Source organism: Duganella sp. OV510 (assembly GCF_900100205.1).
Taxonomy (GTDB): domain Bacteria; phylum Pseudomonadota; class Gammaproteobacteria; order Burkholderiales; family Burkholderiaceae_D; genus Rugamonas.
On the sequence record NZ_FNEQ01000003.1, the window covers coordinates 220,105 to 246,127 of the forward strand.

Here is a 26,023-nt window from a genome sequence, read left to right on the forward strand (position 1 = left end):
GGGGGGACAGAGTCATATCGGCACCGCTTGTGCTACGACTTCCGAACGAAATTTTTCCGGCAAAGCGCTCGGCGTTAGTACATCGACAGGTATGCCTAGTAACTCCAGCAATTCGTGACGAATGGCACCGATATCAAACAGTGTGGTTTCCGCCGAGGGATCAACCAGGATATCGAGATCGCTTCCGTCCTGATCCTCGCCGCGAGCGGTCGAGCCAAAGACTCGCGCGTTGCCTGCGCGATGTGCCTCGACGATATGTCGAATAGCGTGACGATGACGGCGCAAGGCCTCCGATGGTTTCACTAAAACCTCCATTTGGCGAAGTATCCTAGAATACGCTTGTTAACAGCCAGAGCCCACGCCATGAGCAATACCTTGTTCGATACCGCCCCTGATTTCAGCCAGCCGATCGCCGTGCTGAAACATTGCCACGACCGCATCCGCAAGCAGTTGCAAACGATGCAGAAACTGCTCGACCACCTGCCGCAACATGGCGCCGATGTTGATGCACAGAAAGCCGCACAAGCGGTGCTGAAATACTTCAACAATGCGGCCCACCTGCACCACCAGGACGAGGAGCAGAACCTGCTGCCGATGCTGCACGCCACAGCGCGCGACGCCGATGCCTCTCTTCTGCAAGAGCTGGCGCCCGGCATTTTGGCCGGTCACGAGCAAATGGATAGAGACTGGTCTATACTGAAGTCGCAACTTGAACAAATCGCCAACGGTAGCAGTGCTGCCCTGTCGGCCGACGATGTGACGCGCTTCTGCGACACCTACGCCGCCCACATGGTGGTGGAGGAAGGCAATATCGCCCCCATGGCCAAGCGTCTGTTCAGCCCGGAACAAATGGCGCAACTCGGCAGTGCGATGCAGGTACGGCGCGGCATCTCCCCCGTCCTGCCCACCAGCCAGGTGCCGGAGCAGCACACCCAAGCCGTCGACAATACCGTCGCCGATGGCGTAGTGCTGGCCGACTTGCGGCTCGACTACGGCCGCGCCAGCCTGACGGAAAACGATGTACTGGACGATCCGATCGATCAGTTCGGCAAGTGGTTTGAAGAAGCCATGCATGCGAAGGTCAACGAACCCAACGCGATGAGCGTGGCCACCGTCGATGCCGACGGCAAGCCGACCTCGCGCATCGTGCTGATCAAGCAATACGACCAGCGCGGCTTCACATGGTACACCAATTACGACAGCCAGAAGGGCCAGCAGCTACGCGCCAATCCGCATGCGGCGCTGCTGTTCTTCTGGAGTGAACTGGAACGACAGGTAAGGATCGAAGGCAAGGTGGTGCAAACCGCCGCCGAGGAAAGCGACAAGTATTTCTACAGCCGGCCGGTGAAGAGCCAGATCGCTGCGATTGCCTCGCAGCAGAGCGCGCCCATCGCCAACCGCGAACAGATGGAAAGCAATTACGACGCCGCTGCGGCAGTCAGCGGCGAGCATCCGCTGCGGCCGGCGCACTGGGGCGGCTACCGCCTCGATCCGCAGCGCATTGAATTCTGGCAGGGACGCCGCTCGCGTTTCCACGACCGGATCGTGTATGTGAAGCAAGCTGATGGCAGCTGGGTGAAGGAACGCCTGCAACCGTAAGCAGGACGCCGCCAACCTCCCGGGCCATCGCCGTGCGATGGCCTTTTTGTTTTCTGAACATCGGGAGGATATCTTGTTCGTACAGAATCAACTCAGTCACTGGATCGACGGCATCCGCCAGCAGCTGACGCTGCCCCTGCGCATCGAATTGTGGAACGGCCAGCAGGTCGACCTGTCCAGCGAAACGCCGCGCGTCACCATCAAGCTGCCCAACGTGGCGGCGGCGCGCTACCTGCTGACGCCGTCGCTGTCCAACCTCGGCGCCGCCTACGTGGAAGGGGCGATCGAGGTCAGGGGCAAGGCCAAGGACATGATCGCCGTGGTCAATGCGCTGGCCCGCACCTCGCTGAAGGCGGAAGGCAAGTTCGCCCGCATGGTGCGCAGCTTTACCCACAGCAAGCAGAAGGACGCCGAGGCGATCCGCTATCACTACGATGTTTCCAACGACTTCTACCAGGAGTTCCTCGACCCGCACATGGTTTACTCCTGCGCCTACTTCGAGAACGGCGACGAAGACCTGGCCACCGCGCAGCTGAAGAAGATCGACCACATCCTGCGCAAGATCGAATTGCAGCCGGGCCAGACGCTGCTTGACATCGGCTGTGGCTGGGGCGCGCTGGTGATACGCGCGGCGCAGCAGTACAAGGCCCGCTGCGTCGGCGTCACGCTGTCGGAAAACCAGTATGCGCTGGCGCGGCAGCGCGTGCGCGAAGCCGGGCTGGCGCACCTGGTCGAGATCCGCTTGCAGGATTACCGCGATGTGCAAGGCCAGTTCGACCGCATTACCAGCGTCGGCATGTTCGAGCATGTGGGCCTGAAGCACCTGCCGGAATACTTCGGCGCCATCAACCGGCTGCTGGCGCCCGACGGCATCGTCATGAACCACGGCATCACCAGCACCGATCCGAACAACGGCGAGACGCCCTACGGCGGCGGCGAGTTCATCGAAAAGTATGTGTTCCCGCACGGCGAGCTGGCCCACATCGGCAATGTGCTGAAAGCCATGCAGCAAGGCACGCTGGAAGTCACCGACGTGGAAAACCTGCGCCGCCACTACGCCCGCACCTGCGCCATCTGGACCGATAATTTCGAGGCGCACGGCGAACGCGTGCGCGAACTGGCGGGCGACCGGCGCTACCGCATCTGGCATGTCTACCTGGCCGGTTGCAGCTATGCGTTCGAGCAGGACTGGATCAGCCTGTACCAGATTGTCGGCCGCAAGGCGGGCCAGCGTTCAGCGGTGCTGCCGTGGTCGCGCCAGCATATGTATCCGCAAGCTAGCGCAGGCGGCTGGCAAATATCTTCTTGAACTTGTCGACCTTGGGCGCCACCACGAAAGCGCAATAGCCCTGCAGCGGATGCTGGCGGAAATAATCCTGGTGGTAATCCTCGGCCTTGTAGAAAGCCTGGGCCGGGGCCAGCTCGGTGACGATGGGCGCGTCCCACACATGGGCCATCTCGGCAATCACCTGGCGCGCCGTCGCTTCCTGCTGCGGCGACTGGTGGAAGATCACCGAACGGTACTGCGTGCCGACATCGTTGCCCTGGCGGTTGAGCGTGGTCGGATCGTGGATGGTGAAGAAGATTTCCAGCAGGTCGCGGTAGCTGATGACAGCCGGATCATATTGCAGCTTTACTACTTCGGCATGGCCGGTGGTGCCGGCACAGACTTGCTCATAGCTAGGGTGTTCGGCGTGGCCGCCCATGTAGCCGGACTCGACGGACGCGATGCCTTTGACCTCCAGGTACACCGCCTCGGTGCACCAGAAGCAGCCGCCGCCCAGTATCGCTGTTTCAGTATTGCCCGCCATGACTCCCCCTTGCGTAGAAGACTCACCCCCGTGATACCCACTGTAACGCAAACCAGACCAATCTGCTATGACGTTACAAATCTTTGGCATAATGAGCTACATGAACACGAATTCTCCACGCGCCGAAGAGCGCAGCTTCGACACCGCCCATTTCCGCCAGGCGCTGGGCCAGTTTGCGACCGGCGTGACCATTATTACCACCCGTCTGGCCGACGGCACCTTCCGTGGCCTGACCGCCAGCTCCTTCAACTCGGTGTCGCTGGACCCGCCGCTGGTGCTGTGGAGCCTGGCCAATGGCGCCAATTCCATGCCTATCTTTACCGGCAACTCGCACTACGTTATCAATGTGCTCAACGCCGAGCAGGCGCACCTGGCCAAGCGCTTTGCCACCCGTGGCATCAATCCGTGGGAAGGCGTGGAGTATGAACTGTCGCGCACCGGCCAGCCCATCCTGAAAGGCGCGTCGGCCTGGTTTGAGTGTCATAACCGTAGCCGCTATCCTGAAGGCGACCATGTGATTTTTGTCGGCGAAGTGGAATTCTGCGCGTTTTCGCCGTGCCCGCCGCTGATTTACCACAGTGGCCAATTCGCCGGCCTGGGCTAAAAACGGAAATTGGTGTCGCTCTTTGAAAAGCCGGCACCGGGGCGGCGGCATAGAATGCTGGCAGCATTCATCACCATAATGAGAGACTATCTATGAGCCAAGCCCGCGCCCAATTCCACTGGGATGACCCTTTGCTGCTGGACCAGCAGCTGTCCGATGACGAACGCATGGTGCGCGAAGCCGCCGCCGCCTACTGCCAGGACAAGCTGCAACCGCGCATCCTCGAAGCCTTCCGCCATGAACAGATGGACACCTCCATCTTCCGCGAGATGGGCGAGCTGGGCCTGCTGGGCCCGACCATCCCCGAGCAATATGGCGGCCCCGGCCTGAACTACGTAGCCTATGGCCTGATCGCGCGGGAAGTCGAACGCGTCGATTCCGGCTACCGCTCGATGATGAGCGTGCAGTCGTCGCTGGTGATGGTGCCGATCTACGAGTTCGGCACCGAGGCGCAAAAACAGAAATACCTGCCGAAACTGGCCACCGGCGAGTGGATCGGCTGCTTCGGCCTGACCGAGCCGAATCACGGCTCCGATCCGGGCTCGATGATTACCCGCGCTAAGAAAGTGCCGGGCGGCTATGCACTAAGCGGCGCCAAGATGTGGATCACCAATTCGCCGGTGGCGGATGTATTCGTGGTCTGGGCCAAGGATGACGAAGGCGCGATCCGTGGCTTCGTGCTGGAAAAAGGCATGGCCGGCCTGAGCGCGCCTGCCATCCACGGCAAGTTCGGCCTGCGCGCCTCGATCACCGGCGAAATCGTCATGGACAATGTGTTTGTGCCGGAAGAAAACGCCTTCCCGGATGTGCGCGGCCTGAAGGGTCCATTCACCTGCCTGAACTCGGCCCGCTACGGCATCGCCTGGGGCGCGCTGGGCGCGGCGGAATCGTGCTGGCACACGGCACGCCAGTATGTGATGGACCGCGTGCAGTTTGGCCGTCCATTGGCCGCGAATCAGCTGATCCAGAAGAAGCTGGCCGACATGCAGACCGAAATCACCATGGGCCTGCAAGGCTGCCTGCGCCTGGGCCGCATGAAAGATGAGGGCACGGCGGCGGTGGAAATCACCTCGATGATGAAGCGCAACTCGTGCGGCAAGTCGCTGGACATCGCCCGCATGGCGCGCGATATGCTGGGTGGCAATGGCATCTCGGATGAGTTCGGCATCATCCGCCACATGGTGAATCTGGAAGTCGTGAACACCTATGAAGGCACGCACGACATCCACGCGCTGATCCTGGGCCGCGCCCAGACCGGCATTCAAGCCTTCCAGTAACACTGAACCTGCACTGCGGCAAGGGTCTGACCCCGTACGTACGGGATCAGACCCTAGGTCTCCGGTTCGCTGGGGCGGGTTTACCAGCCTTTGAAGTTGTAGCCTACGCTGACGTTGACCGCCAGCGGATCAAGGCGCACATCCTGCACCTGGCCCGTCGAATAGTGGGCCTTGGTTTTCAGCTTGGTCTTGATGACCGACGCATCCAGGAACCACTTCTCATTGATCTTCACCGTACCACCGATCTGGAAGCTGACCGCAGCCTTGTTATCCAGCTTGAAGGTCGCGCCCGAGCTGCTGCCGGTATTCAGGATCGCCGTCAGCTGGCCCGAACCGCGTTCCTTCTGGAACATGGCGTAGGTAAAGCCCAGGCCCACATACGGACGCACCACCGCGTCCGGCTGGAAGAAGCGGTACTGGATGAAAGCCGTCGGCGGCAGCACTTCGGCGGTCGCCAGCTTGCCGGTGCCTTCGATCGAACCGGCGCCATGCAAGTCGTGCTTGTACGGCAGGCCCAGGTCCAGCTCGGTCGACACGTTGTCAGTCAGCATGTAGGCAATGGTGAAGCGTGGCTTGGTGTCGGTGCCGACATCGGTTTTGGTGCCAGGCAGGGCCGGCGCCGAAACGTCGCCCGACTCCACTTTCGGGGTGATTTTATTGACGCCCAGCGTACCGATCCAGGTACCCGCGCCTTGTTGTGCCGAGGCAGCCGAAGCTACCGTCATTGCGGCGGCCAGCGCCAGCAGTTTTACCGTGTTCTTCATATCGTCTCCAGATATTGTTTTGTTAGTCCGGCCGCCGCGCCCTGCGTGGACGCGGCGGCCTGCGACGACTGAATTACAGCCAGCCCTTGGTCACCAGCGCTTTCGACACATAACGCGCCAGCAGCAGGTTGTTGTACGGGGTTGGGTGCACATCGTCGGCGAACGAGTAGTGGCTGACATCGCCCGACACCAGGTTGCTGCCGTTACAGGTCAGCGAGCTGCCCAGCGGGTTCTTGGTGGTATCGGTCAGGTTGCAGGCCGTCTCGGACACATTGGTCAGGCCGTATGGGCCAGGATTGGTGGCCTGGTCGTGGCTGACGGCAAACACGTCCACCACCACTACCTTGGCTTCGCTCGACAGGCCGCTGGTCAGTGCGGTGTTGAAGGCGCTCACCATGGCGTTGATCAGCGCCTGGGTCGAGGCATCCTTGGCGCGGCCGGCTGGCGTGGTGGCCACGTCAGGCAGGTTGTTGACCACCACGTAGTTGGCGCCGTTGGCGAGCAGCTGGCTCTTTACCAGCGCCACCAGTTCGGTGCCAGCCTGGCCCATGGCGGCGACCAGTTCAGGACCGTGGGTGGTGGCGTAGGCGGCGCCGGCTTTCTGGCCGGCGGCAGTGGCGTCAGCGGTAGCCTTGGCCACCATCGGACCGTAGACGCTGGCTTGGGCAACGGCCGAGTTGCCTGGCTGAACCGCCGCAGCGCCGATCGCGGCCTGGGTGATGACGGTCTGGGTTGCGCCGCTCTGCGCAGCGGTTTGCGCTGCGGTGGTGATCGCGACAGCCGCCGTTTGCGGATTGGTGGCGCCAGCGGCCAGTTGTGGAATCAGGCTGGCCAGGTAGGCCGGGCCAGCGGCGGCAGTGCCGGCAGCGGTGGCGGCGGTGCTCAAGGCGCCCAGCTGGAACAGCGCATCGTTACCGCCAGCCATCACCAGCACCAGCTCGTCGCCCTTGAATTTGCCGCCGACGGCTTTCAGGTGGTTGGCGATCTGGGTGGCGACCGGATAGGTCAGTGCGCCCAGCGCGCTGCCGGTCAGCTTGTTGTTCGGACCGACCGGATTGGTCACGCGCGAGCCGCCCATGGCGTAACCGTAGCAGCCGGAATTGGCTTTGGCCGGCACCGAGAAGCCTTTGGTGGCGTCGCCATCCAGGCCGGTGACGGCGGCGCAAGGTGCGGCCACGCCGATCTGGGCGGCCATCAACTCGGTCCAGTTCTTGCCGGTCAGGGTAGCGTTGATCGAAGTATTGTCGCCGTTGATGGTGAATTTGCCGCCCTTCAGCGCAGCGACGGTGCCGACATTGTAGGAACCGACATCCGACAGGCTATCGCCGAACGATACCTGGGATGCGTATTTGACTTTCAGGGATTGATCACCTGGGGCTGGATCGGTGCCGCCACAACCCGCAAGGACGGCCAGAGCCATTGCAGCAAGTGCAAGTTTAGTATGACGCATGTTGTCTCCTCAAAATTTTTTTTTAGGCTTGTTATACGAACGGCCGTGCTATTCGCAACCCAACTAATATGCCAGTACCAACAACTCTTGTATAGAGGAACGCCACTAAAAAGCAGGGTTTGTGAGCAAAAAAGAACGCTTGCTCGGCATTTATTAAGCTATGTCAAATCCTGAGTCATCGGGATGGTGCAGAATCGAAGAAGGCGCGCGCCTCGCGCAGGCAGAACGGTGCCACCAGTCCGGCGTGATACGCGTCCTTGACCGCCTTGTCGGCCGCCGCCGAGGTCGCCCCACCCTCGATGGCGGCGCGCCGCACCAGCGCCTTGGCAGCGGCAAACTGCGCCCGCGTCGACAGGTAGGGACCGCTGAGCGCGCTGTCATCGACATCCAGCACCGTCAATTGCAGGCCGGCGACGTTTTGCGCGCGGAAATAGGCGGCAGCGGAGGTGGTATTGGTGTACGGCACCAGCGGATCGGCGTCGCCGCCGCACAGCAACATTGGCACATTCGGCGTGTAGGTGCGCAAATCATTCTTCAGCAGCCACTGGCGCAGCGCCTGGGCCGGCTTGCAGTTCAGCGGCGTCACGCTGCCGGCGTTGCAGGGATTAGCTTGCAGGTCGGCCAGATAGCTGTCGCGGTAGCTGGTCTTGATCAGGTGATCGGCGCCGAAGAAGCTGCGGTAGCCCGACGCCTGCGGCAGCGAATCGGCGGCAAACAGCACATCGTTCGGCAGCTTGCCTGCCGCCACCAGCTCGCTCAGGCTTTGCGTGCCGGGCAGCAGGTTGTCGATGCCGCTGGCGTACTTCGGTTCGTAGATATCGCTGGTGCTGGCGTACAGCCCGGCGCCGGCGCGCTGGCCGGCATTGATCAGCATCGGGATGAAGCCTGCCGAGCCGATGGTCGGCGCGCCGTTGAAGATGCCGTCGCCGAACAGCGTCAGCGCATACGGGCCGGACAATGGCGCCGCCGCCGTCACTGCAAATTCGCTGGCGAACTGGGTCTGCATGGCGCGCTGGGTGGCCATCGCCACGAAACCGCCCTGCGAGTAGCCAGTCACCATCAGCCGGCTGGACGCGCCGGCGTTGATGCTGCCGAACACGCTGCGGGCGGCGCGCAAGGCATCGATCATGTCGGCCGATTGCTGCATAGCGTCCAGGTAGGGATGGTAGCCGGCGTTCGAGCCGGCATAGCCGACGTAGTTCGGCGCCACCACGATATAGCCCTGGGCGGCAAACAGTGCGGCAATCAGGCGTGGCTCGTTGGAAGTCAGCTTCGCCATGTCGAAACTCTTCTGTACCGAGGTGCCGTGCGCGTACAGCATCACCGGGCGAGCACCCTGGCAGGCTGGATCCGTGCCGGAGGGAACGTAGATGGCGGTGCTGGCCTCGGTGTCAACGGCGGCCCCGTCAATGGTGTGGTACTTGAGCGTGTAGATGGTGATGGCGCAGCTCGGCGTGCCGGTGACTGAACTGCCAAAGTCGACATTGGCGTCGACGAAGGTTTTCAGGCTGGCCGGATCGACGGTGTTCAGCGTAACACCGGCGCTGACCGTTACCGGCACCAGCGTGGCACCGCCAATGGCCTGGCCGCGCAGGCTGGTTGGCGGCGTCGGCGGCGTGACCACCTCGCCCCCGTTGCTGCCGCTGCTGCCGCCACCGCCGCCGCATGAAGCCAGCAGCAGTGCCATAGGAATGAAAGCCAGACGAATGTCGCGCATATCGCATCCTTGCAAGATGGCCGGGCGAGACAATCGGCCGGCAAGCAGTTCATCCTAGCAGGAAAGCAAGCCGGGAACGACCGTCCCCGGCGCAACAGTGCGCGGCTATTATTTCAGCAGCGACGCGATGACGCCGGCCGAGCCGAACACGGAACGGCGCAGGCGGTCGTTGACGCCCGCCCAGTCCGCGCCTTGTGGCGGCGTTTCGACCAGGATCAGGCCGGAGCCGGTCTGGTCCATGTCGCGCAATGCGGCATACAGGCCGTAGGCGTAGCCGGTCGGATCGGCGGGCAGCACGCGGTGTGCGTTGGCTGCCAAGGATGCCGGCAGCGCATGGCCGATCAGCGCCACCTTGACGCCCCTGGCTTGCAGCTTGGGCAGCGTCTCGGCCAGCGCATCAGCCGCCAGCATGGTGACTGGCGTGCGCGGCGCGTAATGTGATTCCAGCGTGCCGGAAGCGCGCGGCGCAGCCTGGTCCGGCGCGGCCGGCAGCATGCCGATCACGTCGGCGATCTGTTGCGCGCTGATGTGGCCGGGACGCAGCAGCACCGGGCCATGCGTGGCCAGGCGCGACATGTCGACGATGGTGGACTCGATACCGACTTCGCTCGATCCGCCTTCCAGCACCATGCCCAGCGGGCCGGCCGAGCAGGCGTCGTCGCCGTTGAGAGCGCCGTCATCGTGCGCGTCCATGCCGAACTCATCGCGCACGTGCTGCGCGGTGGTCGGGCTGACGTTGCCGAACTTGTTGGCCGACGGCGCCGCGACACCGCCCTTGCCGCCCTTGAACGCTTGCAGCAAGGCGATGGCGACCGGGTGCGACGGGCAGCGCATGCCGACCGAATCCTGGCCAGCCGAGACCGCGTCAGGAATATTCGGATGGCGTTTCAGGATCAGCGTCAGCGGGCCGGGCCAGAAGGCTTGCGCCAGCTTGCGCGCTTCTTCCGGCACATCGGTGGTCCAGTAGCCTAGATCAGCGCCGGGGGCGACGTGCACGATGACCGGATGGTCGTGCGGACGGCCCTTGGCTTCGTAGATGCGGGCCACGGCGTCGGGATTTTCCGCATCCGCGCCGAGGCCGTAGACGGTCTCGGTCGGGAAAGCGACCAGGCCGCCCTCTTCCAGGATGGCGGCCGCTGCGGCGATCAGCGCCGGGTCGGCAACGGTTGCAGCTGCCTGCTTCACGCTGCGATTCCCAGTACGGCGCAGGCAGCGTTGAGTTGCTGCTGTGCTTGCGCCAGGGTAGGCGCGATGAAGGTCAGGTGGCCCATCTTGCGTGCGCGGCGCGGATCATCCTTGCCGTACAGGTGCAGATTGGCGCCCGGCAGGGCCAGGATTTCATTCCAGGCCGGCTCGCGCGCGGTTTCGCCCTCCACCGCGCTATCGCCCTCGAACCAGACATCACCGAGGATGTTCAGCATGACGGCCGCCGAGTGCTGGCGCACATCGCCCAGCGGCAGGCGCGCCATCGCCCGCACCTGTTGTTCAAACTGGCTGGTGACGCAGGCGTCGATGGTGTAATGGCCGCTGTTATGCGGACGCGGCGCCATTTCGTTGACCACCAGCGAACCGTCGGTCAGCACGAAGAATTCGATGCACAGCACGCCTACGTAGCCGAGTTCGGCAACGATGGCTTGCGCCGCCTTCTGCGCCTTCAGTGCCGACTCTTCCGACACGTTCGGGCCAGGCACGGTGGTGGTGAACAGGATGCCGTCGCGGTGGACGTTTTCAGCGATCGGATAGACGACGGATTCGCCGTCGTGGCCGCGCGCGGTCAGCACCGACACTTCATACGCCAGCGGCAGCATCTTCTCCAGCAGGCAAGTAACCTTGTCCATGGATTCAAACGCGGCCTGCACATCGGCGCGCGACTTGACGCGCACCTGGCCCTTGCCGTCATAGCCCATGCGCACGGTTTTCAGGATGCCCGGCAGCAGGTCGTCGCTGATGGCGTCGATATCCGCTTGCGAGGCGATCACCTTGTGCGGCGCCGGCAGCACGCCCGACTTCGGCGCGCAACTGACGAAGAAACGCTTCTCGGCCACGCGGTCCTGCGCCACCGACACACCATGTGCGTTGGGCGCGACGAACACCGATTGCGCCAGCCGCGACAGGCTGTCCGCCGGGACGTTTTCAAACTCGGTGGTCACAGCGGCGCATTGCGCTGCCAGTGCGTCGAGGCCGGCGGCATCGCTGTAGCCGGCGTTGACCAGGCGCTGCGCAACCTGGCCGGCCGGGCATGCATCGGACGGCTCCAGCACGGCAACCTGATAGCCCATGGCTTGTGCGGCCTGGGCAAACATGCGGCCCAGCTGGCCGCCGCCCATCACCCCCAGCCAGGCTGGTGGATTGGCTTGCGGAAGGATGGGCATAGACTTCAAATCACTCATTATTCAAGCGGCAGTTTCATGGCCTTGGCGGCCTCGGTTTGCGATACGCGGAAGGCTTCCAGCTGGTCGGCCAGCGCCTCGTCGGTGGCGGCGATCATGGCCACGGCGGTCAGCGCCGCATTGGCGGCGCCTGCTTCGCCGATGGCGAAGGTGGACACCGGCACGCCCTTCGGCATTTGCAGGATCGACAGCATGGAATCTTCGCCACGCAGGTATTTTGACGGCACCGGCACGCCCAGCACCGGCACGATGGTCATCGCGGCCACCATGCCCGGCAAGTGCGCCGCACCGCCGGCGCCGGCGATGATGGCGCGCAGGCCACGCGCACGGGCGCTCCTGGCGTAGGCGTACATTTCGTCCGGCATGCGGTGCGCGGAAATCACCTGCGCTTCAAACGGCACGCCGAATTGCTTGAGGATGTTGACCGCGTTCTGCATCACGTCCCAGTCCGAGGACGAGCCCATGATGACGCCAACCAGTGGTTTCTGATCGGCCATCTTATGCCTTCAGCTTTTCGCCGGTCAGGCGTTCGATGGCTTCGAAATACTTGGCCTGGGTTTTGTTGATGACGTCGGCTGGCAGTGCTGGCGCTGGTGCGGTCTTGCCCCAGTCGGTCAGGGTTTCCAGGTAGTCGCGCACGAACTGCTTGTCGAACGATGGCGGCGAGATGCCGGTGGCGTAGGAATCGGCTGGCCAGAAGCGCGACGAGTCGGCGGTCAGCACTTCGTCCATCAGGTGCATGACGCCGTTTTCGTCCAGGCCGAATTCAAACTTGGTGTCAGCGATGATGATGCCGCGCGAGGCAGCGTATTCAGATGCTTCGGTGTACAGCTTGATGGCGACTTCGCGCATTTTGGCGGCCAGTTCGGCGCCGATGCGGGATTCCATGTCTTCAAAGCTGATGTTCTCGTCGTGCTCGCCCAGGTCGGCCTTGGCGGCTGGCGTGAAGATCGGCTGTGGCAGTTTTTCAGCCTGTTGCAGGCCTTCCGGCAGCTTGATGCCGCAGATCGAACCGGTGGCCTGGTAGTCTTTCCAGCCCGAACCGATGATGTAGCCACGTACCACGGCTTCCACCATGATCGGTTTCAGACGCTTCGCCACCACCGCACGGCCCTTGACCTGATCCACCTCGTCAGCCGCCACCACGGACTCTGGCGCAACGCCGGTCAGGTGATTCGGCACGATGTGGCCCAGCTTCTCGAACCAGAAGTCGGTCATCTGGTTCAGTACCTTGCCCTTGCCGGGAATCGGTTCATTCATGACAACATCGAAGGCCGACAGGCGGTCGGAGGTGACGATGAGGATTTTGTCATCGCCGACAGCGTAGTTGTCGCGGACTTTGCCGTGACCAAGGAGTGGCAGGGACTTGATGGAAGACTGGTAGAGGCTGTTCATAGCAGGGGAATGTAATGAAAAAGCAAAAACCGGCGATGGAGGAATGCTCGATCGCCGGTCGAAAGAGTCGGCTTGATCCGAAAGGACCAAGCCGTTCCAAAACGAGATTTTACTTCACAATCTGGGACAGCTCGCCGGCTTTGTAGCGCTCGGCCATTTTTTCCAGAGGAATTTGCTTGATTTTCGACGCCTGGCCTTCGCAGCCGAAAGCCTGGAAGCGGGCGCGTACCACTTGCTCGGCAGCCAGGCGGGCGGGCTTGAGGAAGTCGCGCGGGTCGAATTTCGACGGGTTCTGGAACATGTACTGACGCACGGCGGCAGTCATGGCCAGGCGGATGTCGGTATCGATGTTGATCTTGCGCACGCCGTGACGGATGCCTTCCTGGATCTCTTCGACCGGCACGCCGTAGGTTTCCTTCATGTCACCGCCGAATTCGCGGATGATGGCCAGCAGTTCCTGCGGCACCGACGACGAACCGTGCATCACCAAGTGGGTGTTCGGGATGCGCGCGTGGATTTCCTTGATGCGGTCGATCGCCAGGATGTCGCCGGTAGGCTTGCGGGTGAACTTGTAAGCACCGTGCGAGGTGCCGATGGCGATGGCCAGCGCGTCGCACTGGGTTTTCTGCACGAAGTCGGCGGCTTGCGCGACGTCGGTCAGCAGTTGTTCGCGGGTCATCAGGCCGTCGGCGCCGTGGCCGTCTTCCTTGTCGCCCTTCATGGTTTCCAGCGAACCGAGCACGCCCAGTTCGGCTTCCACCGTCACGCCGATGGCGTGCGAGAACTTGACCACTTCACGCGAGACTTCAACGTTGTACTCGTAGGAAGCCACCGATTTGCCGTCGGCTTCCAGCGAGCCGTCCATCATCACCGAGCTGAAGCCCGAGCGGATCGCGGCCATGCAGACCGCCGGCGACTGGCCGTGGTCCTGGTGCATGACGACCGGGATGTGCGGGTAAGCTTCGATGGCGGCGTCGATCAGGTGACGCAGGAACGCTTCGCCAGCGTATTTACGCGCGCCGGCAGAAGCTTGCATGATGACCGGTGCGTTCAGCGCGTCAGCAGCAGCCATGATGGCCTGCACTTGTTCCAGATTGTTGACGTTGAACGCAGGGATGCCATAGCCGTTTTCAGCGGCATGGTCCAGCAGTTGACGCATGGATACGAGGGACATGGTAATACTCCAATAACAATAAAAAAACCTGTCACCGGTCCGTCGTCATCCCCGACGACCGGTTGAATTAACTAAATTCGCCGACCTTGACGATCTTCAGCGCATTGGTGCCGCCAACCTGGCCCATCGGCGAGCCCCAGGTCACGACAATCAGATCGCCCTTCTTGACCACGCCTTGCGCGACCAGCAGTTCTTCGGCCTTCTTCAGCACAGCGGCGCTGCCGCCTTCCTGAAGCAAATTGTATGCCTTCACGTTGCGATACAGCGCCACCTTGCGCAAGGTGGTGGTCGATGGTGTCAGCGCGAAAATCGGCGTATCAATGTTGTGACGGCTCATCCACAGCGCGGTCGAACCGGACTCGGTCAGCGCCACAATCGCCTTCACCGCCAGGTGGTGCGCGGTGAACAGCGCGCCATAGGCGATCGACTGGTCGATGCGGGTGAAGGTCGCATTCAGGAAGTCGGCGTCCAGCTTGTTGTACTCGGACTGCTCGGCTTCCACGCAAATGGCAGCCATCATTTCCACTGTTTCAATCGGGTAGCGGCCCGATGCGGTTTCGGCCGACGTCATCACGGCATCGGTGCCATCCAGCACGGCGTTGGCCACGTCCGACACTTCAGCGCGGGTCGGCACGGCGTTGAAGATCATCGACTCCATCATCTGGGTCGCGGTGATCGCCAGCTTGTTCGATTCGCGCGCCATGCGGATCATGCGCTTCTGCAATGCCGGCACCGCCGCATTGCCCACTTCCACCGCCAGGTCGCCACGCGCGACCATGATGCCGTCCGACGCGTCGAGGATCTCCTGCAGCAGCGGGATCGCTTCGGCGCGCTCGATCTTGGCGATCATCAGCGGCTTGTGGCCGAACGGCTCGCCGGCGATATTCGCCAGCTGGCGCGCCATCTCCATATCGGTCGCACTTTTCGGGAACGAGATCGCCAGGTAATCACACTGGAAACTCATGGCCGTCTTGATGTCTTCCATGTCCTTGGCGGTCAGCGCCGGCGCGGTCAGGCCGCCGCCCAGGCGGTTGATGCCCTTGTTGTTGGACAGTTCACCACCGATCTTGACCACCGTGTAAATCTCGCTGCCCACCACTTTTTCCACCACCAGCACGATCAGGCCGTCATTCAGCAGCAGTTGGTCGTCCGGGCGCACGTCTTGCGGCAGCGCCTTGTAGTCCAGGCCAACGCGGTCCTGGTTGCCAAGTTCGCCGTTCTCGCCCCACTTGGCGTCGAGGATGAACTTGTCGCCCTTGGCCAGTTCGATCTTGCCGTTCTCAAATTTGCCAACGCGGATTTTCGGGCCCTGCATGTCCGCCATGATCGCCACTTCGCGGCCGCACTCGGCAGCAGCTTCGCGCACCAGGCGCGCGCGGTCGATGTGATCCTGCGCCTTGCCGTGCGAGAAATTCAGGCGCACGACATCCACCCCTGCACGGATCATTTTGACCAGTACGTTGAAGTCGGTAGAAGCTGGGCCGATCGTGGCGACAATTTTGGTGCTACGAGACATAGTATTCCTTAGCAATAGGTCATGCGAACAGTTCCCGCACAGCGCGGAAACCCGGGTTTATTATGGTTAAGTCATCAAATCTGTAAATCTGCTACAGATTTGATGCCCTTCCCAGGCATTACCTGGATTCTACTGTTAGTTTGCTACAAAGCACGACCGTGCTATTCTTTTTACTTTGCTGCGGCGCGCTGGGTCAGGATCTCGACCGCCGGCAGGGTTTTACCTTCCAGGAACTCCAGGAAAGCGCCGCCGCCGGTGGAGATATAGCCCACCTGTTCAGTGATGTTGTACTTGGCGATGGCCGCCAGCGTGTCGCCACCGCCGGCGATCGAGAACGCCTTCGACTGGGCGATGGCCAGCGCCAGCGTTTTGGTGCCTTCGGCGAACTGGTCGAATTCGAATACGCCGACCGGGCCGTTCCACACGATGGTGCCGGCGGTGCCAATCTGCTCGGCCAGGATGGCGGCGGTTTTAGGGCCGATATCCAGGATCATGTCGTCATCTGCGACATCTTTAACGTCTTTGACAGTGGCGGCAGCGGTTGGCGAGAATTCCTTGGCGGTCACGACATCGACCGGAATCGGCACTTGCGCGCCGCGCGCAGCCAGCTTCTCGATGATGATTTTGGCGGCGCCGACCAGGTCCGGCTCGGCCAGCGATTTACCGATTTTCAGGCCGGCGGCCAGCATGAAGGTGTTGGCGATGCCGCCGCCAACGATCAGATTATCTACTTTATCGGCCAGCGATTCCAGGATCGACAGCTTGGTCGAGACTTTCGAGCCGGCGACGATGGCCAGCAGCGGGCGGGCTGGTGCGCCAAGCGCCTTGCCCAGCGCGTCCAACTCGGCGGCCAGCAGCGGGCCAGCGGCAGCCACCGGCGCGAACTTGGCGATGCCGTGCGTCGACGCTTCCGCGCGGTGCGCGGTGCCGAAAGCGTCATTGACGTAGATGTCGCACAAAGCGGCCATTTTCTGCGCCAGTTCGTCGATGTTCTTTTTCTCGCCCTTGTTGACGCGAACGTTTTCCAGCAGCACGACCTGGCCGGCTTGCAGGTCTTCCAGGCCAGCGCCATCCACCCAGTTCTGCTTCAGCTCGACCGGCTGGCCCAGCAGCTCGGACAGGCGCTTGGCGACTGGCGCCAAGCTGTCTTCTGCCTTGAACTCGCCTTCGGTCGGACGGCCCAGGTGGGACGTGACCATGACCTTGGCGCCAGCGGCAACTGCTGCCTTAATGGCAGGAACGGAAGCGCGGATACGCGTATCTTCGGTGATATTGCCGGCATCATCCTGCGGCACGTTCAGGTCGGCGCGGATGAAAACGCGTTTGCCTTGCAGTGCGTTTTGATCGATGAGGTCTTGCAGACGGATGAAGTTCAGAACAGCGGACATGGCTACCCAAGGTCGAGTTGTTGGAAGACCGCTATTTTACCTGAAGCTTAACGTGATTTTTCTGTTATTAAGTTACAGAATCAGCCTTAGTGCCGTAAAGAAAGCCATGCCAAATATGATGGTTTCCAGCATATTGCGCCGCAGTAAATAATAAATCGTGGCAACAACGCCGGAGATCAGCTTCAGATTGCTGGCATCCAGCACCGCCTTGCCATCTGCCGCCAGGATCAGGTCCGGCGCGACAATCGCCGCCAGCGCGCAGGCCGGCGCATAACGCAGCATTTCCTGCACCCGCTTGGGGATGGTGATGTGATGGCCGATCAGCCAGAACGAGCTGCGCGTGCAGGCGGTTGCCAGCGCCAGCACCAGGATCACCAGCCAGATTTCCCAATCAGCCACGCTTGCTTCTCCATTTTTCAGCGGTTTCTTCGATGACCATGGCGGTCAGCATGCCGACCAGCACCGCCGCCAGCAGGCCCAGCTTATAAGGCAGGTCATGCGCCAGCACCGACACGGCGCCCGCCACCAGCACGCCGGCCAGCGCCGGACGGCCAACCATCAGCGGGATCATCACGCAAATAATCGCCAGCGTGCCGGCAAAGCTCAGGCCCCATTCCGGCGGCACGGTGCTGCCCAGGAAGATGCCGGCAATCGATCCGACCTGCCACGAAGCCCAGTTTGGATACAGCAAGCCTTTCAAATACGACAACTTGCCGACTTGCGGCGCCTCCGACGGGTATTTTTGCAGGAATAGCGCCACCGTCATGTCGCCTGCCACGTAGCCCAGCGTCAGGCGCTGCCGCCATGGCAGATGGGAAAAGTGCGGCGCCAGCAGTGCAGAGAAGATGACGAAGCGCAAGTTGACCACCACCGCCGTCAGGAAAATCACCCAGATCGGCGCATCGGCAGCGATCAGCGGCAATGCCGCCAGCTGCGCGGAGCCGGCAAACACCACCAGCGTCATGCCCAGCGCCTGCGGTATCGTCAACCCGGACTTGACCATGGCGATGCCCACCACCAGGCCCCAGGCACCAATGCCAAACAGCGATGGCATGCCGGTCTTGACGCCTTCGCGCCACGAAGGTTCGTGGTGGGCGGCGACGCAGGGCGCCGTGGCAGTGCTACTGATTTCGCTCATGGATGGTTGTGGCATTCCTGCCACATGAAGGGCCAGGCCGGTGTTGTAGAGGCGCTATTTTACCGACGATTTTTGCTCCATGCGCGAATCCGTTAAAATCGTGCTTTTCTCTTAGCCATCCGGAGCCACAAGAAATGACCCAAGCAAACGCCGTTACCGCCGTAGAACTCGATGGCAAAGATCTGCCGGCACACTGCCCGAACCCAGCCATGCCACTGTGGTCGTCGCACCCGCGCGTCTTCCTGGAATTTGACGCCCACGGCGTTGCCAAATGCCCGTACTGCGGCACGGCTTACAAGCTGAAGCCAGGCACGGTTGTGGGCCACCACTAATCAAGCCGCCGCCATGCCGACCAAGAAGACGCATAACGGTAGCGCCGCAGAAACCGAAGCGGCCTTTTACGACGCCCTCAACCGCGCCGACCTGGATGCGCTGATGGCGCTGTGGGCGGACGATGACGAAATCGTCTGCGTCCACCCGGGCGGCCAGCGGCTGATCGGCCACGCCGCCATCCGCAGTTCCTGGGCGGCCATTCTTGAGCATGGCGGGCTGCACATCCTGCCCTCCTCGCTGCACGAAACGCATACATTGATGAGTTCGGTCCACGTGGTGATCGAAGGCGCCACCGCCGCCAGTGGCGAGCCGGCGCATTTGATCGCCACCAATGTCTATGCAAAAATGCCGAAAGGCTGGCGCATCGTGCTGCATCATGTATCGATTGCGCCAGGCCCGGCGCCGATAGAATCACACGCACAAATCCTGCACTAAGCCCTGCCGTGAAGTACACCGCGCCGTTCTGGCTGCCTAGCGGCCACCTGCAAACCATTTATCCGGCGATTGCCGTCAGCAAGCCGCCGGTAAAGTTCCGGCGCGAGCGCTGGGATGCGCCGGACGGCGACTTCATCGACGTCGATTTTGTCGATGGCAAGCCAGGCCAGCCTTTTGTCGTGCTATTCCACGGCCTCGAAGGTTCTTCCGACAGCCATTACGCGCGCGCACTCATGGCCGACGTGCAGGCGCGCGGCTGGTCCGGCGCAGTGCCGCACTTCCGCGGCTGCTCGGGCGAAGCCAACCGCGCACCGCGCTTCTACCACTCGGGCGACGCTGCCGAGATCGACTGGGTGATCCGCCGCCTGCACACCCGCCACGCCGGCGCCGGCGCCGGCAAGCATGGAAAGTTCTACGCCACCGGCGTTTCGCTGGGCGGCAACGCGCTGCTGCGCTGGCTGGGCGAATCGCAGCACCAGGCCGATTTCGTTGATGCCGCCTGCGCAGTGTCGGCGCCGCTGGACCTGGCGCAAGGTGGCGTGTCGCTGTCGAGCGGCTTCAATATGCTCTACACGCGCATGTTCCTGCAAACGCTGAAGCCCAAGTGCGTAGCCAAACTACAGCAATTCCCCGGCCTGTTCGACCTCGATGCGCTGCACGCCGCGCGCGACCTGTACGCCTTCGACAACGTCGTCACCGCGCCGCTGCACGGCTACCGCGATACTGATGACTACTGGAACCGCGCCAGCGCCAAGCACGTGTTGAACGATATTACCGTGCCGACGCTGGTGCTGAACGCCAGGAACGATCCGTTCCTGCCGGGCCGCCATTTGCCGCAGCGTGCGTCATCGCGCGTGGTATTGGACTATCCTGAGCACGGCGGCCATGTCGGCTTTGCCGTCGGCGGTCCGCCGGGCAGCATCAACTGGCTGCCGAAAAAGCTGATTACTTTCCTCGAACAACATGGATGACATCGTCAAACAGGCGCTGGCCAAATGGCCCAATGTGCCTCACTGCTACGGCTGGCTGGGGCTGGACGCGCGCGGCCACTGGCGCATGCGCGACGAGCGTGCCCAGCACCTCAACCTGCCGGGCGACAAGCTGAGCAACGCCGCGCTGGTCGGCTTCATCACGCGCAATTACGCAGCCGATGAACGCGGCTGCTGGTATTTCCAGAATGGCCCGCAGCGTGTCTATGTGCAGCTGGAAGCGACGCCATACATCGTGCGCACCGATCCGTCCGCCGGCTTGCTGCTGCACACCGGCGCAGCGCTCGGCCCGCCCGATGCGGTGCTGCTGACCAGCGACGGCACGCTGATCTTGTGCAGCGGCGATGTGGTCGCCCAGCTCGACGACCGCGACTTCGCCGACGTGCTGCCGCGTCTGCTGCTGGAAGGCGCGCCGGTCGGCGATGAGGTCTTGCTGGAATGGATGGCAGGCGACGCACAAGGCGTGCTCAGCCTGGATGGTGTAGCGATCGAGCGCATCGCCGCCGATCAGCTGGCGACACGCTTCGGCTTTGTCAGCGTACCGTCGGCCCCGACGGCAGCGTAGGATCGGTCATCTTGCGCAGGCGGTCGAGCGGGCTGGCGTAGGGATTGAAGCGATCATCATCGTCGGTCGCGGACTTCATCTCCGCCTTGAAGGCCGGGCGTGACTCGGCCAACTCCTTCTTGCCCTTGTCGCCCATCGCCTCGCGGCGTGCCGCCTGCCACTCACGCTCGCGCGCATCGATCAGCGACTGGTCATAGAACGACGCATCGGGCGACTTGCGCGCATAGCCCAGCTGGTCCAGCGCGGCCATCACGCCGCCTTGCAGGTTGTACGATTCCGCCAGCGCAATATGCTGCAAGGCCAGCTTGCCCTGCTTGGAATACACCTGTGCCAGCAAATCGTAGGCTTCGATATCTTCGCGATACAACTGCACCTGATCGCGCAGGTAGACGCCAGCCTCCTCCAGCTTGTCGGCCTTCAGCAAGGCCTCGCCGTACTGATGGGCGATGCCGCGCGACAGCGGGAATTTCTGCCGGGCCGCATCGGCCTCTTCCACCGCCTTGGCCAGCATTGCCTTGTTATCCGGCTGCGCCAGCTTGATCTCGATCGACGTCGCGGCAAAGATGGACTCTGCCTTGCTGCGCGGGCCAGCGCTGAAGACGCCGGCCGGCGGCGGACGGTTGACGGTCTCGTGCGCCTTGTCCAGCCAGCTTTGCGCGGCGACGGTGTCGCCCTGCTTCATGCTGAGGAAGGCCATGCCGTACTGGCCGGCGGTCTTCTGCTGCCAGCTGTCCTGCTTGATCTGGTTCTCGAAGAAGGTTTTGGATTCGCTATAACCGTTGCTGCTCTGATCCTGCAACACACGGGCGCGCGAACGCACCAGGAAAAAGTCCAGGCTGTCGGAACGCTGCTTGTACGGATGTTCGCGGATACGCGCCTGGATATCGGCGATACGTTCGGCTGGCAGCGGGTGGGTAAGCAGCCAGGCTGGCACCAGGTCGCTGTAGTTCTTGGTTGACGCCTGCATCTGCTGGAAGAAGGCCACCATGCCCGAGGTATCGAAACCTGCCTCGCCCATGATCTGCAAGCCGATACGGTCAGCCTCGCGTTCGGCTTCGCGGCCAAAGTTCAGCTGCCGCTGGATCGCCACACCCTGGCCACCGAGAAACACGCCCATGGCCGCATCGCCACCGGCGCGCGACGCCAGCGCCGCCAGGATCATCGCCGCCAGCGGAATCAGCGCGTCCTGTTTCTGCTGGCCGATGGAACGGGCGATGTGGCGCTGCACCACGTGGCCGATCTCGTGGCCCAGCACAGACGCCAGTTCGGACTCATTCTGCGCCTGCAACAGCAGTTGCGAGTGCACGGCGATGAAACCGCCGGGCAGCGCGAACGCGTTCAGCTGCGGATCACGCACCACAAAGAAAAAGTAATCGTACTTGGCCTCACCGCGTGCGCCCGGACGGGCGTCCACCAGCGTGTTGCCGAAGGTATTCATGTACTCCAGGATCGGGCCGTCGTCGAGATAATCGCGGTCACGGCGGATATCGCGCATGATTTCCTCGCCGATCTTGCGCTCCATCAGCGGTGACAGGTCCTGGCTCTCGGTGCCGCCCAGCGAAGGCAAGTTCGGAATCCGGGCGGGCGCGATCGTGTTCTGCGCCATGGCCACCGGCATGGCGAGCAGCAGGGCCGCAGCGACAGCGCGCATGCGGCCAGAGTAAGAGGAGCGTTTTGCATTCACGGTGATATGATAGCCGCAACTTGGGCACGAAAACTTAGTGCCACATTATGACTCATTTTAAGCAGCTATCATGACCACCGACCACCTGACCCATTTTGACGCCACCGGACAAGCCCACATGGTCGACGTTGGCGCCAAGGCGGAAACCCACCGCATCGCGCTGGCCAGCGGCTCGATCCGCATGAAGCCGGAGACACTGGCCATCATCCTCAGCGGCACGGCCAAGAAAGGCGACGTGCTCGGCATCGCCCGCATCGCCGCCATCATGGCCTCCAAGCGCACCAGCGACCTGATCCCGCTATGCCACCCGCTGGCCCTGACCCGCGTAGCCGTCGACTTCGAAACCGACGAAGCCAACGCCAGCGTCCACTGCAAGGCGCAAGTCGAAACCTACGGCAAGACCGGCGTCGAAATGGAAGCCCTCACCGCCGTCCAGGTCGGCCTGCTGACCATTTACGACATGTGTAAAGCCGTGGATCGCGGCATGGTCATGTCCAACATCCGCGTCACCGAAAAGCACGGCGGCAAGTCGGGCGACTGGAGCGCGACCAGCTAAGTGCGGCTATGCCAATTTTTTGGGATAGTGGTTTATAGGCGGCTATCGACAAAGCTAGCCAGGACTTCATCGAATGATCTGATGGGATCGACGTGTGCATCAATAGCGATGGAATAGATGCCCGCGTCATCCAGCATCGCTCTGATAGCGGGCGGAAGAAACGCACTGGTAACCAACACAACAGCTACCTTATGCACTGGCTTATCAAATAACAGCTTTAGTTTTTTCATCGCTTTTAACGACAAAATTGAGGCGGCAGGCACAGAGCTAACGCTTGATCCTCCCTTCACCTCTACCGCCAAAGCTTGGCTAGTTCGACTGTTATACAGTAGCGCATCAGGCGTTTCCAGAATGACCGACCGATCAAGGTTACCTCTTAAGGCGGCGATAAATTCCAACTCCGGGTAGTTATCCTCCACGTGCTGGCGCAGCCTTTTGATGAAATCCACTTCAAAGTTAGACGTCTTCATAACTCACTTCCTTTTGAAGCGTTTTCGCTTCAACAAACATCCAAATCAACATAACCAACATTGCCGAACCAAGCGTTAAGCACGCCTGGATAAAGTCCTTGCTATACATACCTGTGACGACGGCAGGCACCAACGCAAAGAGGGCGTCACCAATAATAGTCTCTCTAAATCTGTGCACAAGTATTTCGCCAAAAGGACGATATCGCCCTGCGGCAATGCGATTGTTCTCCGCGTAGATTGTTATTTCGACACTCTCATGCTTTTGATTGGTCAATTTTGCAGTATCTATCAGAGTCTTCAATACGCGCTCAAGTTCAAGTTTAGTCTCTCCTAAGCTGCCCAACACCAGCGTACATTCCATATGGAGCTGAAGTTGCTTAGGCCCTAATTGAACAACGATATATGCAATTGATCTGGTTGTTTGTCCATAAACGACGTTTCCTGCACTTGCAGGATCAACTGAAAAGACAGTTTGCGCCAGAGCGTTTTGTATTTGCTGGAGCGGTAGCGGAGCAAATAATGTCGCTGGGCTAACAGGCTTTTTAAAGTGTATGTCTGCTACGGCGTACATGCTTTTCCTTCATAGTTACTTCGCCACTTGCTGGAAATGCAATTCATGCGTGAAATTTATCACACATGGTTTAAATCTGGGCAGGAACCTCAGCAGACCTATGAGCAATGTGTTGTATTGTCTGATTGTAACCTTTCGTTGGCACGCATATAATTAATGTCGCAGGAACAATTTTTGACGGTATTGTCACCGTAGCCGTTTTGCGCACATAAGAAAGAGTTTGCATGAGCAGCAACCCTCCGCCAGCCGAAGCCAAGACTCAGGAGTACGAGTTCGAGCAAATGAACCTGCAGGTGGGCGGCAGGATTCAATTCATCACCCATCGCACCATGAAGCCGATCCAGCACTTCTCCACGCTGATCGGCTGGGCCAAGGATGAGTACATGATCGTCAAAGTGCCGTTCGAGAACGGCGCGCCGATCGCGCTCAACGATGGCGACAAGCTGACCATCCGCGTGTTCTCCGGCGTGAACGTGTGTTCGTTCTCCAGCGTGGTGCAGCGGGTGTTCCCGCGCCCGCTGTTCTATGCCCACCTGACTTTCCCCGTATCCATCCAGGGCACCAGCTTGCGCGCGGCAATGCGGGTCAAGGTCGATATCCCGGCGCAGGTGACCAATGCTGCCGGCGCCGCCACCTCGGTGTTCCTGGTCAACCTGAGTGTGTCGGGCGCGCTGATCGAGTCGCCCAAGCAGTTGTCAGACGGTGAGGCGCAGGTGGCGCTGTCGTTCTATCTGATCGCCCAGCCTGGCAACCGCCAGGTGCGCGTCAATCCGAATGCGACTATTCGCAACATCAACGTGGTCAAGCCGGCTACCAGCGACAAGCCGGAAGTGTTCACCTACGGCGTGCAGTTTATCGACCTGGACCCGGTCCACTACACCATGCTGCAAAACCTGACCTACGAGGCATTGATCGCCGACCGCCAGAAAATCGTCTGAGTAAACGACAAAACCCGGCAAGCGCCGGGTTTGTTATGCCAGCATCAAGCGATTACGTTGATGGCGCCGGCACGCTGTTTTTCTCCAATGCTTCCTTGGCGGCCGTGTTGGTCACGGCGGTAGCGTTGACGGTCCAGGTCAGGTTGGTCGCGCCGGGGGCAATGTTCGGCGTGTAGATAACATTGGCGCTGTCGACGCCGGTGCCGACGCCGGTGTTGAAGGTGGCGGTGATCACACCGGCTGCCACGGTGGCGGCGCTGACTTCCTTGGTTGGCGTAAAGGTCGGGATGCCGGCAGCGCCGGTGCTGCAAGTCGTCAGCGTACCGCCGGCTTCCTGGGCGCACAGCGCCACAGCAGTCTTCAGCGAATCCACGGCACCTTGTGCATTGGCGACCTTGGCCTTGACAGTGTAATTGCTGTAGGCGGGAATCGCCACTGCGGCCAGGATGCCGATAATGGCCACCACAATCATCAGCTCGATCAGCGTAAAGCCAGCCTGCGCCTGTTGTTTCATCATTTTCATGGATTTCATGTTGCGACTCCTCCGGGATTATTAAACACGTAGTTGGGTGCTACATCTCCCTTACTGCAACTGCCGTGCCAACCGGTTTTTGCCCAGTTTTTCCGCAAAATGCTGCGTAAACTGCCGCTTTTTGTCAGGCGGACCTGACAATAATTGTCAGGCGACGCGGAATGTCATGTGCGTTCCGTCCAGATCGATAACGTCGCCGTCGCTGAGGCGTTCGGCCACCTGCGCATCCAGCGGCGTGCCGTTCAACAGCGACGTCGCAGCGCCCTCGGTGTGAGTAATCGTGTAAAACTGCGGATGCCGCTGGATCACCACGCCGCCCAGCGCGGTCTGCGGCCTGGTCAGCGCGACATGCTTGCCGGCATCGCTGCCGTTCAAGATTGCCAGTTCGGCCAGCACCGGCTGCGCTGCCGCCAGCGGGCGGATGCCGTCAGCTAAAAATGAAACCTCATAGCGCGCCATCTTGATGACGTCCTGGTGCTGCAGGAAATGTTTGCCAATGCGGTGGCCGTTGACGAAGGTGCCGTTAGTGCTATGCAAGTCTTCAAGAAAGGAATCGTCAAGGATGGTGACGATGGCCGCATGCTCGCCACTGACCGCCGGGTCCGCCAGCACGATATCGTTGCGCGGATGCCGCCCGAGCGTCATGCGCTCCTTGCTGAGCTGGATCTGCTGTTCGACCTGTCCGTTGCGCGAGATGATGAGCTTGGCCAATCCTGCACCTCCAAAA

General features: G+C 61.5%; 29 protein-coding genes. 10 read left to right on the top strand and 19 right to left on the bottom strand.

Annotation, left to right across the window (positions count from 1 at the left end; genetic code table 11):
- Positions 1–12 precede the first annotated feature (12 nt).
- Positions 13–303 carry a nucleotidyltransferase family protein gene (locus BLS51_RS10820; RefSeq protein ID WP_090183504.1) on the bottom strand — a complete coding sequence of 97 codons (291 nt, stop codon included), beginning with the start codon at positions 301–303 and terminating at the stop codon, positions 13–15.
- A 60-nt stretch (positions 304–363) separates the two neighbouring features.
- On the opposite strand from BLS51_RS10820, the gene pdxH reads away from it, so the two are divergent.
- Together pdxH and BLS51_RS10830 are read left to right on the top strand one after the other, a co-directional pair.
- Positions 364–1,599 carry a pyridoxamine 5'-phosphate oxidase gene (gene pdxH, locus BLS51_RS10825; RefSeq protein ID WP_090182891.1) on the top strand — a complete coding sequence of 412 codons (1,236 nt, stop codon included), beginning with the start codon at positions 364–366 and terminating at the stop codon, positions 1,597–1,599.
- 73 nt (positions 1,600–1,672) lie between these two features.
- Positions 1,673–2,908 (top strand): SAM-dependent methyltransferase, encoded by a 1,236-nt coding sequence (locus BLS51_RS10830; protein WP_090182889.1) that lies wholly within the window; start codon positions 1,673–1,675, stop codon positions 2,906–2,908.
- On the opposite strand, the gene msrA is transcribed toward BLS51_RS10830, so the two are convergent.
- Positions 2,877–3,410: a peptide-methionine (S)-S-oxide reductase MsrA gene (msrA, locus tag BLS51_RS10835; RefSeq protein WP_090182887.1), complete on the bottom strand. Its 534-nt coding sequence runs from the start codon at positions 3,408–3,410 to the stop codon at positions 2,877–2,879. The genes BLS51_RS10830 and msrA overlap by 32 nt on opposite strands.
- A 100-nt stretch (positions 3,411–3,510) precedes the next feature.
- Between msrA and BLS51_RS10840 the strand changes: the two genes are divergently transcribed.
- Positions 3,511–4,014, top strand: a complete 504-nt coding sequence (locus tag BLS51_RS10840; RefSeq protein ID WP_090183503.1) for a flavin reductase family protein — start codon at positions 3,511–3,513, stop codon at positions 4,012–4,014.
- A 92-nt stretch (positions 4,015–4,106) separates the two neighbouring features.
- Entirely contained in the window at positions 4,107–5,291 is a 1,185-nt protein-coding gene (locus tag BLS51_RS10845; protein WP_090182884.1) for an acyl-CoA dehydrogenase, read from the top strand.
- Between the two features lie 80 nt (positions 5,292–5,371).
- On the opposite strand, the gene BLS51_RS10850 is transcribed toward BLS51_RS10845, so the two are convergent.
- The 12 genes from BLS51_RS10850 to BLS51_RS10905 all read right to left on the bottom strand — a co-directional run bounded on the left by BLS51_RS10850 (position 5,372) and on the right by BLS51_RS10905 (position 18,223).
- Complete coding sequence (locus BLS51_RS10850) at positions 5,372–6,055, bottom strand: OmpW/AlkL family protein (RefSeq protein WP_090182881.1); 684 nt, start codon at positions 6,053–6,055, stop codon at positions 5,372–5,374.
- Positions 6,056–6,128: 73 nt separating this feature from the next.
- A complete protein-coding gene (locus BLS51_RS10855) occupies positions 6,129–7,505 on the bottom strand; it encodes an SGNH/GDSL hydrolase family protein (protein WP_090182878.1) in 1,377 nt (458 codons plus the stop codon).
- A 175-nt stretch (positions 7,506–7,680) separates the two neighbouring features.
- Positions 7,681–9,222: a lipase family protein gene (locus BLS51_RS10860; RefSeq protein WP_090182875.1), complete on the bottom strand. Its 1,542-nt coding sequence runs from the start codon at positions 9,220–9,222 to the stop codon at positions 7,681–7,683.
- Between the two features lie 108 nt (positions 9,223–9,330).
- Positions 9,331–10,407, bottom strand: a complete 1,077-nt coding sequence (locus BLS51_RS10865; protein ID WP_090182872.1) for an L-threonylcarbamoyladenylate synthase — start codon at positions 10,405–10,407, stop codon at positions 9,331–9,333.
- On the bottom strand, positions 10,404–11,594 hold the full coding sequence (locus BLS51_RS10870; protein WP_373994325.1) for a 5-(carboxyamino)imidazole ribonucleotide synthase: 1,191 nt from the start codon (positions 11,592–11,594) through the stop codon (positions 10,404–10,406). The genes BLS51_RS10865 and BLS51_RS10870 overlap by 4 nt, the downstream gene beginning before the upstream one ends.
- A gap of 17 nt (positions 11,595–11,611) precedes the next feature.
- Positions 11,612–12,109 (bottom strand): 5-(carboxyamino)imidazole ribonucleotide mutase, encoded by a 498-nt coding sequence (gene purE / locus BLS51_RS10875; protein WP_090182867.1) that lies wholly within the window; start codon positions 12,107–12,109, stop codon positions 11,612–11,614.
- Between the two features lies 1 nt (position 12,110).
- Positions 12,111–13,007 carry a phosphoribosylaminoimidazolesuccinocarboxamide synthase gene (locus BLS51_RS10880; protein WP_090182864.1) on the bottom strand — a complete coding sequence of 299 codons (897 nt, stop codon included), beginning with the start codon at positions 13,005–13,007 and terminating at the stop codon, positions 12,111–12,113.
- 109 nt (positions 13,008–13,116) lie between these two features.
- On the bottom strand, positions 13,117–14,181 hold the full coding sequence (gene fba / locus BLS51_RS10885) for a class II fructose-bisphosphate aldolase (protein ID WP_090182861.1): 1,065 nt from the start codon (positions 14,179–14,181) through the stop codon (positions 13,117–13,119).
- Between the two features lie 67 nt (positions 14,182–14,248).
- Complete coding sequence (gene pyk, locus BLS51_RS10890) at positions 14,249–15,697, bottom strand: pyruvate kinase (protein WP_090182859.1); 1,449 nt, start codon at positions 15,695–15,697, stop codon at positions 14,249–14,251.
- A 170-nt stretch (positions 15,698–15,867) separates the two neighbouring features.
- On the bottom strand, positions 15,868–17,085 hold the full coding sequence (locus tag BLS51_RS10895; RefSeq protein WP_090182857.1) for a phosphoglycerate kinase: 1,218 nt from the start codon (positions 17,083–17,085) through the stop codon (positions 15,868–15,870).
- Between the two features lie 72 nt (positions 17,086–17,157).
- Positions 17,158–17,484 carry an AzlD domain-containing protein gene (locus BLS51_RS10900; RefSeq protein ID WP_090182855.1) on the bottom strand — a complete coding sequence of 109 codons (327 nt, stop codon included), beginning with the start codon at positions 17,482–17,484 and terminating at the stop codon, positions 17,158–17,160.
- Positions 17,477–18,223 (bottom strand): AzlC family ABC transporter permease, encoded by a 747-nt coding sequence (locus BLS51_RS10905; RefSeq protein WP_090182853.1) that lies wholly within the window; start codon positions 18,221–18,223, stop codon positions 17,477–17,479. Before BLS51_RS10905 ends, BLS51_RS10900 begins: the two co-directional genes overlap by 8 nt.
- A 134-nt stretch (positions 18,224–18,357) precedes the next feature.
- Between BLS51_RS10905 and BLS51_RS10910 the strand changes: the two genes are divergently transcribed.
- From BLS51_RS10910 to BLS51_RS10925, 4 genes are read left to right on the top strand one after another with little or no spacing between them, the layout of a single operon-like run.
- Complete coding sequence (locus BLS51_RS10910) at positions 18,358–18,555, top strand: zinc-finger domain-containing protein (RefSeq protein ID WP_090182849.1); 198 nt, start codon at positions 18,358–18,360, stop codon at positions 18,553–18,555.
- A gap of 13 nt (positions 18,556–18,568) precedes the next feature.
- Positions 18,569–18,991: a YybH family protein gene (locus BLS51_RS10915; protein ID WP_090183501.1), complete on the top strand. Its 423-nt coding sequence runs from the start codon at positions 18,569–18,571 to the stop codon at positions 18,989–18,991.
- 8 nt (positions 18,992–18,999) lie between these two features.
- Positions 19,000–19,962 carry a YheT family hydrolase gene (locus BLS51_RS10920; protein WP_090182847.1) on the top strand — a complete coding sequence of 321 codons (963 nt, stop codon included), beginning with the start codon at positions 19,000–19,002 and terminating at the stop codon, positions 19,960–19,962.
- Positions 19,955–20,545 carry a DUF2946 family protein gene (locus BLS51_RS10925; protein ID WP_090182844.1) on the top strand — a complete coding sequence of 197 codons (591 nt, stop codon included), beginning with the start codon at positions 19,955–19,957 and terminating at the stop codon, positions 20,543–20,545. The genes BLS51_RS10920 and BLS51_RS10925 overlap by 8 nt, the downstream gene beginning before the upstream one ends.
- Here BLS51_RS10925 and BLS51_RS10930 read toward each other — a convergent pair.
- Positions 20,514–22,196: a M48 family metalloprotease gene (locus BLS51_RS10930; protein ID WP_090182840.1), complete on the bottom strand. Its 1,683-nt coding sequence runs from the start codon at positions 22,194–22,196 to the stop codon at positions 20,514–20,516. The genes BLS51_RS10925 and BLS51_RS10930 overlap by 32 nt on opposite strands.
- A 103-nt stretch (positions 22,197–22,299) precedes the next feature.
- Here BLS51_RS10930 and moaC point away from each other — a divergent pair, with 103 nt between their 5' ends.
- Positions 22,300–22,785, top strand: coding sequence for a cyclic pyranopterin monophosphate synthase MoaC (moaC, locus tag BLS51_RS10935; RefSeq protein ID WP_090182837.1), 486 nt, complete (start codon positions 22,300–22,302; stop codon positions 22,783–22,785).
- A gap of 32 nt (positions 22,786–22,817) precedes the next feature.
- Here moaC and BLS51_RS10940 read toward each other — a convergent pair whose 3' ends face one another.
- Complete coding sequence (locus BLS51_RS10940; protein WP_090182835.1) at positions 22,818–23,255, bottom strand: hypothetical protein; 438 nt, start codon at positions 23,253–23,255, stop codon at positions 22,818–22,820.
- Entirely contained in the window at positions 23,242–23,826 is a 585-nt protein-coding gene (locus BLS51_RS29310) for a hypothetical protein (protein ID WP_139168687.1), read from the bottom strand. Before BLS51_RS29310 ends, BLS51_RS10940 begins: the two co-directional genes overlap by 14 nt.
- A 224-nt stretch (positions 23,827–24,050) precedes the next feature.
- On the opposite strand from BLS51_RS29310, the gene BLS51_RS10950 reads away from it, so the two are divergent.
- The gene (locus BLS51_RS10950; RefSeq protein WP_090182830.1) at positions 24,051–24,764 is read left to right on the top strand and encodes a flagellar brake protein; all 714 of its coding nucleotides are present in this window, start codon (positions 24,051–24,053) and stop codon (positions 24,762–24,764) included.
- A 52-nt stretch (positions 24,765–24,816) separates the two neighbouring features.
- Here the strand turns inward: BLS51_RS10950 and BLS51_RS10955 are convergent, their stop codons facing one another.
- Positions 24,817–25,296 (bottom strand): pilin, encoded by a 480-nt coding sequence (locus BLS51_RS10955; RefSeq protein WP_090182827.1) that lies wholly within the window; start codon positions 25,294–25,296, stop codon positions 24,817–24,819.
- 147 nt (positions 25,297–25,443) lie between these two features.
- The gene (locus tag BLS51_RS10960; RefSeq protein ID WP_090182825.1) at positions 25,444–26,007 is read right to left on the bottom strand and encodes an FHA domain-containing protein; all 564 of its coding nucleotides are present in this window, start codon (positions 26,005–26,007) and stop codon (positions 25,444–25,446) included.
- Positions 26,008–26,023: the final 16 nt, after the last annotated feature.